This is a genomic window from Moritella sp. 28, assembly GCF_018219435.1.
In the GTDB taxonomy this organism is placed as follows: domain Bacteria; phylum Pseudomonadota; class Gammaproteobacteria; order Enterobacterales; family Moritellaceae; genus Moritella.
This window is the reverse complement of sequence record NZ_CP056121.1, coordinates 2,205,212-2,224,709: the sequence shown is the minus strand read 5'-3', so window position 1 is coordinate 2,224,709 and position 19,498 is coordinate 2,205,212. Positions and strand designations below refer to the sequence as shown.

General features: G+C 40.8%; 14 protein-coding genes. All 14 read right to left on the bottom strand.

What is annotated here, in order from left to right; genetic code table 11:
* Window positions 1–38 precede the first annotated feature (38 nt).
* The 14 genes from HWV02_RS09935 to HWV02_RS09870 all read right to left on the bottom strand — a co-directional run bounded on the left by HWV02_RS09935 (window position 39) and on the right by HWV02_RS09870 (window position 19,292).
* Complete coding sequence (locus HWV02_RS09935) at window positions 39–3,104, bottom strand: efflux RND transporter permease subunit (RefSeq protein ID WP_211690361.1); 3,066 nt, start codon at window positions 3,102–3,104, stop codon at window positions 39–41.
* Window positions 3,104–4,219 carry an efflux RND transporter periplasmic adaptor subunit gene (locus HWV02_RS09930; RefSeq protein WP_211679505.1) on the bottom strand — a complete coding sequence of 372 codons (1,116 nt, stop codon included), beginning with the start codon at window positions 4,217–4,219 and terminating at the stop codon, window positions 3,104–3,106. Before HWV02_RS09930 ends, HWV02_RS09935 begins: the two co-directional genes overlap by 1 nt.
* Window position 4,220: 1 nt before the next feature.
* Window positions 4,221–5,255 (bottom strand): efflux RND transporter periplasmic adaptor subunit, encoded by a 1,035-nt coding sequence (locus HWV02_RS09925; protein ID WP_211690360.1) that lies wholly within the window; start codon window positions 5,253–5,255, stop codon window positions 4,221–4,223.
* Window positions 5,256–5,651: 396 nt separating this feature from the next.
* Window positions 5,652–6,179: a type II secretion system protein gene (locus HWV02_RS09920; protein ID WP_211690359.1), complete on the bottom strand. Its 528-nt coding sequence runs from the start codon at window positions 6,177–6,179 to the stop codon at window positions 5,652–5,654.
* 77 nt (window positions 6,180–6,256) lie between these two features.
* Window positions 6,257–6,712, bottom strand: a complete 456-nt coding sequence (locus tag HWV02_RS09915) for a GNAT family N-acetyltransferase (RefSeq protein ID WP_211690358.1) — start codon at window positions 6,710–6,712, stop codon at window positions 6,257–6,259.
* A 205-nt stretch (window positions 6,713–6,917) separates the two neighbouring features.
* A complete protein-coding gene (locus HWV02_RS09910) occupies window positions 6,918–9,041 on the bottom strand; it encodes a TonB-dependent siderophore receptor (RefSeq protein WP_211690357.1) in 2,124 nt (707 codons plus the stop codon).
* A gap of 114 nt (window positions 9,042–9,155) precedes the next feature.
* A complete protein-coding gene (locus HWV02_RS09905) occupies window positions 9,156–10,094 on the bottom strand; it encodes an AraC family transcriptional regulator (protein ID WP_211690356.1) in 939 nt (312 codons plus the stop codon).
* 254 nt (window positions 10,095–10,348) lie between these two features.
* On the bottom strand, window positions 10,349–13,435 hold the full coding sequence (locus HWV02_RS09900) for a hypothetical protein (RefSeq protein WP_211690355.1): 3,087 nt from the start codon (window positions 13,433–13,435) through the stop codon (window positions 10,349–10,351).
* A gap of 225 nt (window positions 13,436–13,660) precedes the next feature.
* A complete protein-coding gene (locus HWV02_RS09895; RefSeq protein WP_211675169.1) occupies window positions 13,661–13,897 on the bottom strand; it encodes a hypothetical protein in 237 nt (78 codons plus the stop codon).
* 191 nt (window positions 13,898–14,088) lie between these two features.
* Window positions 14,089–14,388: a helix-turn-helix transcriptional regulator gene (locus HWV02_RS09890; RefSeq protein ID WP_211690354.1), complete on the bottom strand. Its 300-nt coding sequence runs from the start codon at window positions 14,386–14,388 to the stop codon at window positions 14,089–14,091.
* A 179-nt stretch (window positions 14,389–14,567) separates the two neighbouring features.
* Window positions 14,568–16,133: an aldehyde dehydrogenase family protein gene (locus tag HWV02_RS09885; RefSeq protein ID WP_211690353.1), complete on the bottom strand. Its 1,566-nt coding sequence runs from the start codon at window positions 16,131–16,133 to the stop codon at window positions 14,568–14,570.
* Between the two features lie 22 nt (window positions 16,134–16,155).
* On the bottom strand, window positions 16,156–17,253 hold the full coding sequence (locus tag HWV02_RS09880; protein WP_211690352.1) for a saccharopine dehydrogenase family protein: 1,098 nt from the start codon (window positions 17,251–17,253) through the stop codon (window positions 16,156–16,158).
* Between the two features lie 143 nt (window positions 17,254–17,396).
* Window positions 17,397–18,260: a DUF1338 domain-containing protein gene (locus tag HWV02_RS09875; protein ID WP_211679494.1), complete on the bottom strand. Its 864-nt coding sequence runs from the start codon at window positions 18,258–18,260 to the stop codon at window positions 17,397–17,399.
* Between the two features lie 180 nt (window positions 18,261–18,440).
* The gene (locus tag HWV02_RS09870) at window positions 18,441–19,292 is read right to left on the bottom strand and encodes an RluA family pseudouridine synthase (protein ID WP_211679493.1); all 852 of its coding nucleotides are present in this window, start codon (window positions 19,290–19,292) and stop codon (window positions 18,441–18,443) included.
* Window positions 19,293–19,498 lie beyond the last annotated feature (206 nt).

Sequence of the window (19,498 nt, the reverse complement as noted above, 5' to 3'; positions counted from 1 at the left end):
GGAGCCTATAATGGCTCCTCCTTCATTTTCTCATCACGCTATTTTTCTATTATTTGTAATCTATGGAACATACTATATAACACAGGTACAACAATCAGTGTCAGTACAGTAGCAAACCCTAAACCAAACATGATAGTGACAGCCATAGGTTTGAAGAACACATCGGGTAATAACGGGATCATACCTAATACCGTTGTGATTGCCGCCATACAAACAGGACGAACACGGCTAACAGCTGCATCAACAACCGCTTGATATTTTTCTTTACCAGTGTGGATCTCGATCTCAATTTGATCAAGCAATACAATACCATTCTTAACCAGCATACCTGACAGACTCAAGAAGCCCAACAGTGCCATAAAACCAAACGGTGTATTTAGCGCGAGTAGCCCTGTTGTTACACCAATAATAGCTAAAGGTACGGTTGCCCATACAATCACCGCATTTCTCACATTATTAAATAAGAAGACCGTAATTAAGAACATGAACAAATAGCCCATAGGCATCGTTTGGAATAATGATGCTTGCGCTTTCGAAGACGATTCATATTCACCACCCCACTCGAGTGAATAACCCGGAGGGAAATCGAGACCTTCGACTAACGGTTGAATACGTTTTTGCAACGTTGCTGCAGTTTCATCACCTAAGGGATCGGGATCAGCAAATATGGTCAACATACGTTTACGGTTTTTACGCACGACAATCGGATCTTCCCAACGAATATTAACCGCTAATACCACTTGTTGTAGTGGCACATAACCTTTCAATACAGGACTCCAGATCTTCATACCTTCAATCGTACTGATATCCACACGTTCTTTTTCAGGTAATCGAGCAATAATGGGTAACAGGTTTGTACCGTCACGATAAATACCAACGGTAAGACCAGAAAATGCCATTTGCAATAAATCGTCAACGTCTGATTTAGTAATACCATATCGACGAGCCTGACTTTCGTTAAATACAGGCTCAATCACTTTAGTACGTTCACGCCAATCATGACGCACGTTAAATGCCCCAGGATCGGCACGCATAATATCAGTTGCTTGCTGTGCTAAGCCACGTAATACCGTTGGATCTGACCCGACTAAACGCGCTTCGATTTTCGAACCAGATGAAGGCCCTAACTCAATACGTTTTAGTTTATATTCAATATCAGGGTGTTGTGAGTCAAGTTGCTCACTCACTTTACGTAACATTGGCATGACATCGTCATAGTCTTCAACACGGATAATTAACTCACCGTACGCTGCATAGCTTTTCTCTGGTGCATAGGTCAACATAAATCGCTGAGAACCTTTACCCGTGCTTGAAGATACATGTGATACACCCGCATTGGCCCTCACCATCACTTCTAATTCACGTAGCTTTTCATTGGTAGCACGAATATCAGTACCTTCCGGTAGCCAAACATCAATCATAAACATTGGTGTTGTTGACGAAGGGAAAAATGATTGCTTTAACTGCGTAAAACCATACAAACTTGCCGCTAACATTAAGATTAATGCGAATACTGTTGTCCACGCATTTTTCATGCATGCTTCTAATGCGCGTTTATAAACAACAAAGACAACCCCTTTATATGGGTCATTTTCTTCACTTTCGGCATCAACTTTAATACCTTTAAAGAACATATCGGCAAAAAATGGCGTCAGTGATATGGCCGTAAACCAACTTAGCATCAACGAGATAAGTAACACACTAAATAACGTTTGGGTATATTCACCCGTTGAATCTTGTGATAAACCAATAGGAGCAAATGCAGTGACAGCAATAACCGTTGCACCTAATAAAGGCCATTTAGTCTGCGTGACAATGTCGGTTGCCGCCTGCAAACGCGTCCGGCCTTTTTGTACCCCAATTAAAATACCTTCTACCACGACGATGGCGTTGTCCACCAGCATACCTAATGCAATCACCAATCCACCAAGTGAAATACGCTGTAGATCAATTGCCATCATATTCATGAATACAAACGTACCCAAAACGGTAAGCAATAAAATTAACCCAATTAAAACACCAGCTCGAATCCCCATGAATAAAAGTAAAACAATGATAACAATACCTATCGCTTGACCTAAGCTGATAATGAAGCCTTTTACTGACTTATCAACTTCATCGGGTTGGCTATATACAATATCTATATCGATACCAATCGGTTGTTGCTCTTTAAGCTCTGCGAGACGTTGATAAACCCCTTTGCCCATTTCGACAACATTAACACCAGAAATAAATGACACGCCCACATTCAATGCGACTTTGCCATTAAAAGTCACTAAGTTATCGGGAACTTCTTTGAAACCACGCTTAATCGTTGCTACATCACGTAGATAAATCAGCCCCTGTGCACCATTTTCTGTAATAATTAAATCGCCTAGCGAGTCAACATCGGAAAACTCGCCCGTTGGGTGAATACGGATGTATTCAGTACCCATCCTTACCGCACCAGCACTGGATACCAAGTTTTGCGCTGCCAGCGTATTGTAAATAGTCGTAGGAGAAATACCCAAACTACTTAAACGTTGCATCGACATTTCAATAAAGACCTGCTCTTGCTGCACACCAGATACAGATACTTTACCAACACCATCGACCAACTCGATTTCTCGGCGTAAATAGTCTACATAGTCATTCAGTTCTTTGTAAGAATAACCATCACCCGTTATCGCCAGCAAAATACCGTAGACATCACCGAAGTCATCAATCACTGACGGTTCAGCCACACCAGGCGGTAAACGGGATTTTATATCATTCACTTTCCGACGTAACTCATCCCAAATTTGTGGTAAATCATCCGGACCATAATTATTCTTCATCGTCACGGTAATTTGTGACAAACCGCGGCTCGAAATAGAGTTTACCTCATCAACATATGTTAATTGCTGAATTGCTTTTTCAAGCGGATAAGTGACCTCTTCTTCAACTTGTAATGGCGTAGCACCCGGGTAAGATGTCACGACCATCGCATCTTTAATTGTAAATGCAGGATCTTCTAATCGACCTAGTCCGAAAAAGGCCATCGTACCGCCAATTAAGAAGATAAGCGTGATCATCCAGCTGATCACTTTATTTTTAATAAAATAGGCGGCGATATCTTGTTTCATTATTGTCCTGCCTCTTCAGTATCCGTTGAATTATTTATTGAGTCATCGAAAATTTTGATCGATTGACCTTCACGTAAACGGTTGCCACCAGCAACCACAATTTTCTCGCCGACTGATAAACCCGAGCTTAAACGAACACCGTCATTGACCACTTTCCCCGTCACAATTTGACGCTTGCTCACTGTATTATCATTGCCCACAACCCAAACAAATTTTTGCGTTAAATTCAAATCATCGCCATCTTCATTTAAAATAGCTTCAAGCGGAATATACGGTTCATTGGTCTTATAAATATTTAGCTTTTGAGCATCAGCCCGTACTTCAACAGCCATCCCATCAAGAATAAATCTATCTTTAGGCATTGGCATCGTCAGTGTAACGACAAATGAGCCCACTTTAGGATCGGGTTCTGTAGTGAACTCTTTTAAATGCGCATCATACTCTGTTCCATCAGCCGTAATGATCTTAGCGCCAGGTCTAGAGGCTTCAACTTGTACTGCTGAACTTTTCGAATAAATAATGTCCGGTGCTTGTAATTGAATATCGACCGTCGTGATGCTATGAATATTCATCACCTGCTGACCCACTTGCACATTTTCAAACTGCTGAATTGGTACATGTGAAATAACACCTGCAAACGGCGCTCTCAACGCCGTAAAACTTAAATTTAACTTGGCTATATCCAGCCTTGCTTTCGCAATACGACGCTGCGCTTTAAGCTCATCAAATTGAGACGGCGCAATATAACCTTGATCAACCAGCTTTGCCGAACGACGATATTGGCTATCTGTAATCGCGTATTCTGCTTTTGCGTCATCAACTTCTAAGCGGTAATAAGTAGGATCAATTTGAGCAAGTATTTGCCCCTGAGTCACTCGATCACCGGGACGAACCGTCACAGATGTAACTTCGCCTTGCAATCGGAAAGACAAACTTGATTTATCCGCCGCAACCGCAACCGCAGGAAACGATAACTTCGCCGTTTCTTCCGCTAATTTCACGGTATCGACTTTAACTAACTGCACTTTTTGCCTTGGTTCAACAATTAGTTTTTCACAACCTTGTAATATTGTCATCGCACTAAGCGCAATAATAATAGAGGGAAGTTTTTTCATGTTACAGTCCTCGTTCCTTGACCCACGGTCTCACTTTCTGACCTTCGCGCAATTGATTTACACCCGAGATCGCAACGTTATCACCATCGTTCAATCCCTTCGTAACACGCCTATTTTCATCTAATTCGATTTCACGCTTGTGCACAATACCTTGATCATCAACCTGCCATACAAAATATGAACCTCCCTTTTTCATTAACGCTTGTGGTGAAATAGTACCAACACTGCCTTTTGGAAGCGCAATCCGGACTGAACCAGCCATCCCAGGTAAAATATTCTTGCCTTCAGGACGATCCATAAACAAGGTTACTTTATAACTGGAATTTGTTGCATTGGCTTCGGTATCAATTTCTTTAAATTGAGCAGGAAATGCTTCGCCTGGGATAGTGTCGAAAATAACGGTAGGGTTACGACTATATTCATTATTGAAACGCGTAAGTAGTTGTTCAGGCAATTGGAATGTTACATTGATAATACCCGCACGCTGAATATGCATCACAGGTTCTTTCGCCATTACATATTCATGATTTTCCTTTAAAGATAAGGATAATGTACCATCATAAGGGGCTATTAAGGTCGCATAACCGAGGTTGGATTCTTGTTTGCTTAACGCGGCTTGCGCTTGGTTGCGCTTTGCCTTAGAGGTATCGTATGCTAATTCAGAAACAACATTGGTTTTACGCAATTTAGCATCACGTTTAAACTGTACCGAAGCCAATTCATAATTTGCCTGTGCCTGTTCGACTTGTAATAAAAACTCATCTTGGCTCAAACTAGCAAGCTTTTGCCCTTTCACAACATTGTCGCCGGGGTTGGCATCAACCGAGGATAAAAGACCTGAAACACGGAATGCAAGTACCGCTTTGTCGTCGGCTTCAACCACACCAGGAAAGGTACGAAATGTATCTTTAATACCGACATCAACCGCTTGTAACTTCACAGGCCGGGAGTCTGGTTCAGGTATAACAACCTGTTCCTCACTGCAGCCAGATAATAGCAAACTGGTAATAATTGTAGTTGCTAAAATTCCCTTCATATACTATCTCCAATAAGACACTAACACTTACGTTTTTCAAGTAACGTTAAAACAAGGCAAGCCGTCACAATAAACTCTTACTCAATAATAGCCTTGTAAATAGTATTTACAACGGCTTATCTACTATATGCATATATCAAGCGTATAAAATCACGTCGATTAATAAAATGCTTAATACAGACAATGGAAACCATTAAATGATTCAAAAAATACCTCAATGTTAAACAGTGTGTGCAAATACCGTACACTAATGACAACTCAAAATGAAAAAATTTGGATTATCGTTACTCACTTGCAGTATTTTACTCGCAGGCTGCGATGACAGTAACAAGCTCTTTCACCGGGCGATGATCAGTTGGAGGTATTTGATGGGGACAATGGGCGAGGAAGAATAAGCTAACAACCCGAATCTTCGAAACCAATCACAGGCTGAGAACCTTCAATTTCTAAATTAGCGTAGTAGGCAAAGCAACTTCCAAGTACATGTCCATTTGGCCAAAAGAAAACAACATGCCCAGATGTAACTGCATCAATAACCGGTTCATTCGTATAACTGCGATTACCAAGAATACAAAATTCAGAGTTATCACAAGGTACGGTTAACCAACTTGGCGTCCAAGTTGAACTCGGTAAATCCATATTCAACAAATAGCGCATCTGTCTTGCATCTGGCTTAGGATTACCTGCCACTAATGTGACCGTATTACCATTATAATCGACACTCGTTTCTGAACCGTCAATTTCTTTACGAACATTGACCAAGCCTATTGCCGCTTTCAACGTCGCACTGGCGCTCTGCACAACGGCACTCGTTGCATCGTGCTTCATATTAATAAATTTAGGGATCACTGTCGCGGCTAGAACACCTAAAACGATGATCACTATTACTAATTCAATTAATGTAAAACCGTTATTGTTTTTCATAACATCAACTCATTCTAGCTTGATCGGAAACACGATATAAATATAGTGTTAGTACTCTAACTTGTTAACAAAATAAATCAATACTCTAATTCCATTGGCATATCTTTAATACCTGCTCTTTCCCGAACGCCACTCACAGGCACAAAGCCAAATTTTAGATATACGTCTGTCGCATTTAAGGCTGAATTAACCGTAAACTTACCTTCGTTACCATTAGCCAAACATACATCTCTCGCCAGTTCCCATAATGTTCTTGATAACCCTTTTCCCTGCTGCGAGTCTGCAATAAATAAATGATATAAATGCGCGTTTTCTTTCATTCCGACAACACCAATTAATTCGCTATTTAACTCAGCAACATGATAAACATGGCCTGCATCTAAATAGTTAGATATACAATTTGGCGCCATAGAATTAAGAATTAACAGCCCGCCCTCTTTGCTACAAGTAGGTAAAATGTATTTAATGACAAGTGGCGTGATTAACTGGCTGATCGCTTCAACATCATCTAATTCGGCTTTTCTTATTATCATTAAATATCCTTAGCGTGTAGGTTTGTCTATATCTAACGTACACACTAAGGAGTTGTTATTCAACACATAATCCTAGGTGCTTAATCGATCTTTAATCAATAAGAAAATAACTCCCTCCGATAAGATAAACCAGAATACCAACAGCAAACTAAGCAGGATACTATTTATTAATCGCAACTGGCCCTATTGAAAACAAAATTAACGATTAAAAGTTGAATTTCACGTTAGCTGTAATATCACGTTCAGCACCAAACCAGCAATTGTTCGTGTCATAACAAGAATAATAGTCAGTTCCAAACAAGTTACTCGCCACCACAGAAATACTTGAACCATCTAAACTGTCGCTTAAATAAGACAGGTCATAAGAAACTGACAGATCAACTAATGTGTAATCAGGGACTTGATCGCTATTCAGTGCATCAATCTGTGTTTTACCCACATAACGGATACCCGTACCGATAGTCGTACCTGCAGCCATTCCGTTATAAAGATAATAATTTAACCACACATTAGCAGCATGTTTCGGTACCCAAATCGGCGTTTTACCTTTCAACCCAGTATTATCCTCAGTCACTTTCATGTCCATATAGGTATAACTCGCCGCAAGATCCATATTGTCGGTTAGCATTGTATTCACTTCAACCTCGACACCTCTAGACTGAGTTTCACCCGTTTGAACTTTATCGTATGGTGTGCCTGTCGGATCACGCGTTAAATCATTCTGCTTGGTAATGTTAAACAGTGAAACAACAAACGTTTTACTCATATCTGCAGATTCATACTTCAGGCCCGCTTCCCACTGTTCACCTGTCGATGGCACAAAAGCATTCCCTTGACGATCTTTCCCCACTACAGGCTCAAAGCTCTGTGCATAGCTAACATAAGGTGCTAAGCCATTATCAAAGTTATATAAACCACCTAAACGGAAAGCAAAGTTATCTTGTTTAGTGGCTGCTGCAGTATCAACCCCTGAAGCATGATCTGTTGATGTTTGTTCATATTCATCATAACGGCCACCAGCAATGACAACCAAATTACCTAATACCAGCTGATCTTGTACATAAAGCCCGGCTTGATTACTTTCTAGATCAAAATCTGTGGTGTAGGTGAAATTAAGCGAGCTACCATCAATTTGTTGATGATTAGGGTTGAACACATCAATCAATGGCGCACTGGCATCTTTATAAATAATACGCGAATCAAGTTGCTGATAATCAAACCCTAATAGCACGTTATGTTCGAGTACGCCGGTATTGAAACGACCTGAAATTTGATTGTCGATAACAAAGCTTTGTGATTTTTCATCCGTAAGATACGCATTACGGCCAACGGTACGCATATCGCTCTGCAGCGCACCGTTATAGGTATTTTCTTGGTAAGCATCCGCATCCATGTAACGAGCATTCATCAAGAAGGCCCAGCGATTATTAAATTCATGGTTAATTTTATAACCGAGCATTAATACTTCACGCTCGTAAGTATTCCAGTTTTCATCACCTGTGAAAGTACTCGAATCAAGTTGCCCGTTAGGATTTGATAAAACACTTCCCGCCCCAGGTACTGACGTGTAAATACCTGCTGATGGATCATTTTGGTAATAAACATTAAGATTAACGAGTGTCTTATCGGATACCTGCCAATCTAAGGACGGGGCAAAAACATAACGTTCTTCTTCAGAGGTATCAGCTTGTCCGTCTTTCTTACGCGCTAAAGCAACGACACGATAAGACAGGTTTGAATCAGCTATCTGACCAGTAGAATCAATAGAAAACTCTTTGTGGTCATGGCTACCACCAGTTATCGTCACATCGGTACTTTGTTCTTGCTGTGGTGATTTAGCAATAAGATTGACCATACCGCCCGGTGGGATATTGCCATACAAAACAGAGGTTGGTCCCTTAAACACTTCGACTTGTTCAAGTGCAATTGAATCAATTTGTGGCTGTAGGTTCCAGCTATTAAACATCAGCGGCAAACCATCATAAAAATTCTGATAGTTAATAAAACCACGAATATTAAATAAATCTAATCGAGAAACTGCGCCGCCCCTTAGTTCAGTATTCACAGCGGGTACGTAACGTAGTGCTTCAGCAACCGACTTAACTCCTCGTAAGTCTAACGTATCTCTATCAACATCAGAGATTGCTTGAGGTGTATCCATAGGCGCTAGGGCTGTTTTTGTCGCTGTATTTCGATAAGCTTTACCAAAGACAGTCATTTGCTCTCCAGTATTATCGCGACTAGACTGCTCGGCAAAAGCTGAACTCGATAACGCGCAAATAATGGCAAACGCCACTGGGGATAATATACGGGCAGGTTGGTGCTTCATTAGGTCTCCAAACTTTAATTTATGCAAATGATAATTATTATCGTTTGCATTGTATAGAGAGATTTAGAGAAAAAATTAACAATTTGGTGCAATAATTAAAAAATTCAAATTATTTTAGCTTCGAGCTTCGATTGGTAACCAGTATTCCATATAAGAAGATGAGTCCTCAGGGTCATAATTTACCGGATAGATCTCTAATTCATAACCATCAACACTGTCATAATTTGAATCAGGTATCCAATGTGAAAACAACCAAGCAAGTACTTGTTCTAATTGTTTAATCGGACCTGTAAATGGAATAACGGCATACTCTTGTGCAGGTACATCTATAGTATCTAGTGACGTGGAGCCGAGTAAAGCACCCGCAGTGCTGCCCGCCCAATAAGGGATCGCATCTATATCATCATTGGCTTTAATCACTCCGATAACACCAATCAACTCTATATCTGCAGCCAGTGATGAGCTTTCACTCAATACGGACAGCATTTCAGCTTCAGGCAAGTTTTCAACAAATTCAGACCAAATGAGCGGGACTTGCTGTTGATAATTAGGTGTTAATGAAAACAATCCTGAAATAATGCCAGATGTGCAGTGAAGCGTAAATCCTGGGCGGGTTTCAATACGGATTTGTAATAATCTAGCCTTCAAATCAAAACTATCTAACACTCGAGAACAGAGTTTAATTGGGGTGCGTAAGCCAAGGCGTTTACCACGGCGTCGATACGCCATTGGTGAATACGAAAACATATTTTTAAACGTACGACTAAAGCTAATCTCAGAACTAAAACCCAATGCAATCGCGATATCAACAACCCGAGTTTTACTACTTAATAATTGCTCAGCAGCTAAACTCAACTTTAGCTCTCGCACATACTGTGCAAGGTTCAGTCCCGTTTCAAGATGAAATACGCGTTGTAATTGCCAACGCGACCAGCAACTTTTATCCGCTAGTAGCTCAACAGATAACGGTTGGTCTATGTTTTCATTGATAAAATCCAACAACTTTCCGATGCGAGTAAAACGGTTAACTTGTTTTTGGTTTTCTTTTTGCATCGTACGTACAATACCTTTGGTAAATGACCGAGGAGAATAAGAAAATTCAGATAATCATTATAAGAATAATTCTCATTTGTGCAATAAAGCGGAAGGATAAATGGTGATTGATACACGCATTAAAATAGATACACTAAAATGGGATGTTCGATATAAATACCGTACGCTCAAAACTTAACAAAGCGTACGGTAAATTAAGAGAACTAACTATCAAAGTTAATGATGCATTCCTTTTCTGCATGAACATACATATTCTAGTCACTCTTAGTCAGCCTAACATTAACTACAGTCCACTCGTGGAGTTTCGACGCAGGCTCTATCCCACCTGTACACGTTGAGATGTCGGTATGATAACAACCGCCCCATAGTGTCGGTATAAACGGATGATTGGAATGGCGGTAAACTACAAAAGGCGTCACTATTTCCCAGTCTCCAGAGGTGAGAGCGCCAGTATTTAAAAGTGTAAAAACCAGCCAACGGTTATTCCTCGAACCAAAAGAAGAATCACAACTAATGTCTTTATCCATTGACACAGCTTTTGCCGAACCATCCTCAATACTTTCTCGAGAATAATTCAACCGGCAACCATCAAAACGTTGGACATAGATCTTCACTTGCTTAATATTGTCGCTACTGACTTCCTCTCCGACCGGTTTCATATTAATTAACAGAATAAGTCCTTTGTCTTCAGTTGTCGCTTTAGCGGTTTCTACTCCAGCAAAACTAACTCTAGTCTCTTTCAAATAGTCAAAAGTTTCGCCGTTGAGACGACTGCCGTAAAACGTTCCACCTGTTATATTTAAATCTACTCGTGAAACACTCACATCCAAATAAGCCTCACTTGGCGGTTTGATATTAACCCGTTTAATGGCATCGTCCTCAAGGGCCTTGTAGTTTTGGCTTGCTGCTTCACTGATATTTACTACTAGTTCTCCCCCTTTTTCTAATCCACCAACATAATTCAACAGGGTCAATTCACCTGTATTTGGATCGACTTTTGCCAAGATACTTTCTGGATCACTCAAAGAAAAAACACGATTACCAATCGCTGCTGGTATATCCTGATTCAAATTGTATTTTTTCAATGGCCTATATGTGAGATTAACTGTTGATGTTTCGATACCAGGATGGGGAGCCTTTTCTACATTACCATTAAAAGTAATTTTATTTTTCTTATAGTTACGTGACCAGGCTGTAACGTTCAGACTGTACTGCCCAGCACCTTTAATTTTCAGCTCGCCTGTACTCTTCTTAACTAGCTCTACCGTTTGATAGCCACCAGTTAACACGAAAGACATATTCATGCCCTTCACATTATTGTCAACCTTGGGCAAGAAGCTCTTATTCGCGCTAAACACTTCTGCTAGATATTTAATCTCTAGTAGGTTATCAGCTTTTTCAATTGTGACGTTGAAAAAGGCAACGGCACCCTTCTGCTGCTCGGAGCCACTATCTGTGACTTGGATCGTTGCAGTACCCGCATTGAGCACTTTCATCTGACCACTAGATCCGACATCATCTAATCCAACAACGTCTTCCGCTGATCCTTTTGCAAATTCAAACAAAAGTGGACGGGTAACAATACCGCTAATTACCGGTATTGCTACAAGCGCCTGACTCACATCGTAGACAGCAGTAACATCATTAGCCGTAAGAGTTCCATCTATTTTCTTGACGATCACAGGCAGGTTTACAGACTTAGACTGCTTATAGTTTACACTCACTTTACTATAGACAGTTAGTGTTGTGGACCCCGCCTTAAGCACATTGATACAACCCGATTCTTTATTATACTTAGCAACATTAGAATTGAGGTTTGTTGTTACCGTAAGCTCGCCTTTGTTACCTTTTACATAATCACTAATAGGAAAACAACGTTGTGCATAATCGGTAGTCAGTGAAGTCACCTTAAGCGCAGGATGCTCACCAGGAGTAATATCTAAAACGAGTTGTACAGTGTTAGAGTCAAAATAAAGATCATTACCGAGATCCTTGACGGAAAGTTCAATTTTCCCTGCCCTTTTGACCGTAATTGTCTCACCAGAAATCGATACCGCTGAAGAATCGCCAGTGATTTTCAGACTACCCTTCTGTCCGACAATATCCAGATTAATTTTTAATCCATCGGCATAACTATGTTTAATTTCAGTACTTAACTTAAGTCCGGGATGTACAGCTTTAGTAATGTTATAGATGAATTCATTATTTGAACTTTCATAATTCGAATTGCTATCATCGATGACACTCAGATTGGTGGTACCTACGCCGATTATCTGCGGGTAACCCAATGTTTCGTTGATTTCAATAGCATCGCTGTCACCTTTAACCCTATAACGTGGATGACCAACTTCATGCCTGACATCCGGCGTAATAATTTGCCCCTCGGAATAGGGAAACTCCTGATTTTCAACACTAACAGTCTGACGCTTTCCCTTCAAAATGTTGACATGAAAATAAACCATTTCAGGGTCTGTATTATATATATCGTCATAAATAACCGTAACTTCAACAGTTGCTTTTCCAACTTTTAGGGCCGTGATCAACCCGCTATGCCTGTCGATATCAATCACGTCTTTATGGCTACTAGAAGCCACTTTATAATTATATTGGACATCATCACTACTCATGCATTCAGCCGAGAAGGTATGTCCTTCAGAATATGGAACACCTGTGAAATTACTACATTGAGGTTTACCTGGAGTTAACGCCTTAATCTGAACATCAACACGAACGCTCGCAGCCGCATATTTTTCATTACCAGCATCTTCAATGATAACAATTGCGTCTCCTACACTCAGGGGCTCAAGTTTGCCACTTTCAGAATTGATATTGAGTCTGCTGAGGCTTTCATCAGCAACACTATAAGTCACTTTCCCTTTATAATTTTCAGCCTTAACGAAGTCATCGTTACTATTGACAGATATATGTTTAGGATCAGCACTCAATTTAGAGTTAATCCCCTTATTGATAGTAATAATAAAACGGTCATCTGAGTTTTTATACACCGTGCTGCTATCGGTTACTTCAACAGTGAGTACTCCCGGAGAGAACACAGTGATTTGACCGTTCGGATCAATAGACGCCATATTTTCAGGGATGCTGTCAATGACACTATAAGTAAGTGAGCCCATGACGTTTTCGATATGCGGGTGAATGATCATCCCATCATCATAGTTTTTTGTAGTATCTTCAGCTTCGAGTGCGTGGCGTTGAAGTTGATCAGGTTTTTTAGGAGATGAAGAACTTTCCTCACCCCCACTGTGACAACCAGATAATATAATCGCAGCCAGCGCAACAGCTAAATAAGGAATCATCGAGGTGAGTTTTTTATGCATTATCATACACAGACCCTAGTAATAGCGCTCCGTGCTAAATAAGTTGAACCATCTTACAGACATTAAAAGTATAGACATAACAAACACCACATCAAGTATTTTATCGCAACAGTTTATTTCGTAAAATCAATCATAGCCGATACGCACCAGTAATATGTTAACTCAGCAATAACTATTACTCATTTAGATAATAAGGTCGATCAATTATCATCCCTATTTATGCACTTTCTATTATGTATCGTTTTCATTTTTATGTTCAGCACCCGCTTTAGCGCGATCTAATATCTTAAAGGTTTCTCGAATAATAGCTTCAACATGGGATCTACTTTGAATTTTTTTAGGTAATGCAGCACGGTCTGCTTCAACACCTTCAATAAGGTTATTGATTAACCCTTGATTGTCCTCTTCGAGTCTCTGGATTATCATCGTTATCAAATATGAGCACGCATCTGCTTTGGGGTTCTTCATACATAGCCCTTTTTAACTTTAAGCTGGAAAATTAGAAACATAATTCTATATACAGTCTAAATGAAACAACCGCACCTGCCCAAGCATACCATGTAAAAACAATAACTTAACACACTTTGGATTTACGTATTTAATCTGATATATAAACGCATAAAATCATGAATTATCAGCATTAAAAAATATGTAAAACCTTAAACCGTAATATATTCTAATGGTGATTTACCCATTATTTTACGAAAGGCTGCGATGAAAGCACTCGGTGTGCTATATCCTAATTCTAGTGCGATGTATGTTACCGATTTTCCATCGTGTAATTGCTCAATGGCATAAAATAACTTTACTCGCATACGCCATTCTGTAAATGTCATACCGAGCTCTTTCTGGAACATTCTTGCTAATGTCCTTGGACTAACATGAATCGCCTTAGCCCATTGTTCAATAGTGTCTGTATTACTTGGTTCTTTAGTCAATGAAAATAGAATATCATTCAATTTATCTCTATTTGACCATGGTAATGATAATAAAATATTCAGATAAGGAATAAACAATGCGGGATCAATATATAAATTGGATATGTCTAAAGCACTTGGGGAAACTAATTCATGGGTGACATTCAGAGGACGCTAGCATACTTGCTAGGGTGGAAGCCCACCCTCAGTATAAGTATGGCCTAATCACCTTTTGGCATATCAAAACTAATGCCTTGCGCCAAGGGTAACTCACAGCCGTAATTAATGGTATTAGTGGTGCGGCGCATGTAACTCTTCCATGCATCGGAACCACTTTCTCGACCGCCACCCGTGTCTTTCTCACCGCCAAACGCACCACCAATTTCCGCACCGGACGTACCGATATTGACATTTACAAGCCCACAATCAGAACCTCTTGCACTCATAAATATTTCGGCTTCAGCCATGTCTTTAGTGAAGATAGCGGAAGATAAGCCCTGACTTACGCTATTTTGAATAACAATAGCTTGCTCAAGTGAATCATAGCTGTGCACATAAAGTAAGGGTGCAAATGTTTCTTGCTGAACAATCTCTGCCGTCGGTTCAATATCAATAATGGCAGGCCTAATATAAAAGCCGCATCCTTTTGTACCTTTGCCCTTTGAGTACTCCCCTTCATCGCCACCCGTAATGAGTATCCCTCCTTGCTCAATGGCCGTACAAATACTTGCTTTCATCGCATCAATGGATTTCTGGTTAATCAAGGGGCCCATTAAATTATGTTCATCAAAGGGGTCGCCAATACTCACTGTTTTATAAATCGCCTCAAGCTTGCTTAGTACTTGATGTTTAAGGCTACTATGCACAATCAACCTACGCAACGTTGTACAGCGCTGCCCGCTCGTGCCCAATGCTGAAAACGTGATAGCCCGAATAGCTAACTCAAGATCCGCACTCGGACACACAATCATGGCATTATTACCACCAAGCTCTAGTAATGTACGCCCCATTCTCGCAGCGACACGGCAATTAACCGCTCGCCCCATGGCGCATGAGCCTGTCGCTGATACCAAGGCAATATCCTTATGATCAACCAATTGTTCAACCTGCGTTTTCTCACCGAACACGATACTACTAAGTTCCTTGTGCCCCCCAAATTGTTTAATGGCTGACAATAATAATTGGTGGCAAGCTAACGCACTGAATGGGGTTTGACTTGATGGTTTCCAAATGATGCTATTACCACAAATCAAACTCAGAGTAGCGTTCCAAGCCCATACCGCCATGGGGAAATTAAACGCAGTAATGATCACAACAGGGCCAATAGGATGCCATTGCTCCATCATTCTATGATTAGGTCTTTCGGTCGCAATGGTTAATCCATAGAGCTGTCGCGATAGACCAACAGCGAAATCACACACATCAATCAGCTCTTGCACTTCCCCTAGACTTTCTTGAAATGGCTTACCCGATTCAAGGCTAATCATGGTGGCTAATTGATGCTTTGCTGCACGTGCTTTTTCGGCAAACAGTCGTACTAATTCACCACGCTGTGGAGCAGGCACACTACGCCAATGATAAAATTCAGTTTTGGCATTGCTAATGACCTGTTTGATCACATCGGGTTCTGCGTGACTTATTGAAGCAAATGATTGACCATCATTAGGGCTAACGACCTTCACACGGCTATCACTATCAAAACGTTGACCACCAAGATAAGCACTACCGTAGCACTTATCGTGAGCATAAAAACGACCAAGTACTGTTTTCAAAATTGCCTCATGCATGTGATTCTCCTCGTCATTACCGTTAAATACTTAATTCCGCGTCTCGATAAGCTTTCGCAAACTCATTGCCCAAAAAGTCTTCAATGTCTAACGTCTCTTGTTCAACGAAACCCTGTCTTGGTTCACGACTATTTAAAATTAAATCCACCGTGGTCACTGCGGCGCTGGCTGTCGATATTTGGATCGCGCTCTGTTCAGCAGTATGTCTAAGTAAAAAAGTACGACTACACTGCCTTAATCTTTCGTCAACATATCCAGTCGCTACCACAGAGATCAACACTAGATCTTGCATAGTGGTCGCGACCGAGCTTTCAAATATCTCCATTAACATGCCTCGACGCTTCCCCTCCTCCCCTAACCGCAAGTCATGGAATAAGAACTTCATCAACTTACAATGCCCTGGATAACGAATCGTTTTATAAGTCAATTCTCGCAGTTGACCATCTAAGGAATAACAAAGGTTAGCCAGGCCTCCAGAGGTATTAAACGCTTCATATTCAACACCTGATATAGAAAATACTTCTCTGCCTTCTAACGGTTCTGTTAATGTCGGAATATGATTTTTGATGGATTCACAGGGATTGGCATATTCGTTAATTAACCCTTCCGTTGACCACGTCAGGTTGTACATCATTTGATTGGATGGGTATTCAGGTAAGGCTCCTACACGTAATTTAAGGCTATCTAGACGGTCAAAGCTATGTCTAAAGCTGTAACCCAAAATGCCAATAAACCCCGGCGCTAAACCACATTGAGGCATGAATACCTGGCCCGGTGCTGCGGCTAATGCAATCTCTTTAATCGCTTGTGTACAACGTACATCTTCGGTTAAATCAAAGTAGCTACAACCATTGGCTAAGGCTGCCTGTGCAACGTAAGGATTATCATTGAATGATAGCGCTGAAATAACCGCGTTTTGCCCTGCAAGAATGTCATTATAATCGCGTATTTCAGAGGATGTTTTTGATAATAATTTAGTGGGGAATTGATGACTAAAACGAGCCACGGCATTCGGGTTTATATCTGCCCCTGTGACCTCATAATCGTCATGACTATGTAAAATTTGGGCAATTGCACCACCAATACGTCCAAGCCCTAAAACAACAATTCGTTTTGCCATTTCTAACTCCCTATGACTGACCTCTTATTGATAAATTAGTACAGTCTTATCCGTGTTCCATTTTTACTGATTCAACCTCGTTACCGATGAAATTACTTTTCTGATAAAGCAAGGCTACGAATAAATAAGTACGCTGTTCACGCCTAACTTTTATCATCGGAGGTACCACTGCTAAGTATCGATTTCATATTCGTCGATTCAAATATTTTATCTGCACTCATTGGTACAAACCCTTGGTATAAGTCGCCATTTTCTTGGTTAAAGCGCTGTGCAAATTCGTAATAACAACTACTTATTACTTGCTCTCCCGCATCTTTAAAATCAACCATGCAAGTATCAGCCATGGTTGATGCTTGAATTAATAAATCCGATGGCGTGCCTTTGATCAAGCCACCAGCATCATTAAGTTGATAACCTTCTTGCTGTAATAACGCCACGACTTGTGACAATTCAGGGGAACTTTTTAAGTGATTTACAAATAGAGTGAAATGGTTAGCACGTAACCCCCAGACAGATAACCAAGCGGCATATTCCGATTCCGCCAATAAGGTTTGATAGTCTGCATAACTGGGTAACAGCCACAACCGGCCTGCACTTAATAATGGGCTGAGCCCCTTGCTCGATTGCTCAAGTAAAGGGGACTTTAATGTCGCTTTTACCTGTTCGATAATGTCTTGAATAATGGCCTGAGAAGTCTCGGATAAAGACTGCCAACGCAGTTCACTAATGAATATTTTGGTCGGTGACTTGTCATGCACATAACAACGAGCATCTAACTTTTTAACGTCGAACTGGTATGAGTCAAGGTGCCGATAACCGAGTGCTAATATCTCATATTCTAATATATCTATGCCGATATGCGAATCGGCGAAGGTACGGAAAGCAACATGATCATTCACTAACTCTTCACCTCGACTTTCAAACAACTGATGTATATCGACGGCTTGTGGGCTTATGACGCTGTACTGCTGCCAGAGTTTGGTAAAAAATGCATCTAAAACAGACATGGGTTATCCCCTTAATTGCATTACCGTTATGAGAGGTGGTGTAATACTAAGATAGGTGATGAAGTCAGCTTTAGCTAGCAAGCAAGACGAGGTAAGAAACCTAGGAAGGGCTATGAACTTATTCTACGAATAAACAGTCTACAACGAAAAGTAGACTGTATTCGCTATCAAGGTTTTCGATTAACGCAGCAGGTCGAGGAATTCCACTGGTGCAGGCGCTTCAAAAGTCAGTCGTTTACCAGTATTTGGTCGCGTAATACTTAGGCTCAACGCATGCAGTCCCATACGCGGACCATCAGTGCCATAACGGGGATCACCAATCACCGCATGTCCTAACCAAGACATATGAGCACGGATTTGATGTTGTCGACCGGTCTCGAGTTTAACTTCAACCAGTGTCCGATCTTTTACAGTGCGCAAAGTTTTAAAATGCGTGACGGCATTTTTGGCTTCCGAATGTGGGCCAACAATCATTTGATACTTCTCTGGATCCATTCTCAAGGGCTGGTCAATGCGCCCTTTACTTGGCTTAGGGCTACCTTCAACGACTGCAAGATAGGTTTTTTCAGCCTCTGACCAACCCGCATTAACGGCTTCACGCATCTCACGAGACGTTGCAAACATCAACACACCCGATGTATCACGATCGAGGCGATGAACAGGCCATAAAGCAACAGAGTTTTTTGCATGTGAGAGTTGCTTGCGAAGAATAGCAAGCGCATGCTGTTTGTTTTCATTGGCTGATGCCACTGACAACAGGCCTGCAGGTTTGTTAATAACAACAAGATCATTGTCCGAATACAAAATTTCGAGGTGCCGAACACCCTGTTGCGTGTTCTTTCCCGCTGCTCTAACCTCTACATTGTCGCCAACTTCAAGCTCATGGTCATGCTTCATGATCTGCTGTTCGTTGACCAGTACGCAGCCTGTTTTCAGTCGCTGTTTTATGTTTTTTCGACTCCAGCCTTTTAGCTGAGTATTGAGGAAAGTCAGTAGACCAGAGGCCTCTTTCACTCGAAATCTATCAGACATAGTAAGTTATTCTCCAACCTGCTTTTTCCAGTAATGTTTTGAACATAATAACCATCACTTGACATTTATATAGTAGACGTCTCGATTTGATAAAACGAACCGACCTGTAAATTATTTGTTAACCTTTTAGGTTATACACTCAAGTTACTTGAGCATATGCAAGACTAATTATGAGCCTGAGTATATTGATATTAATTTTCAGCACA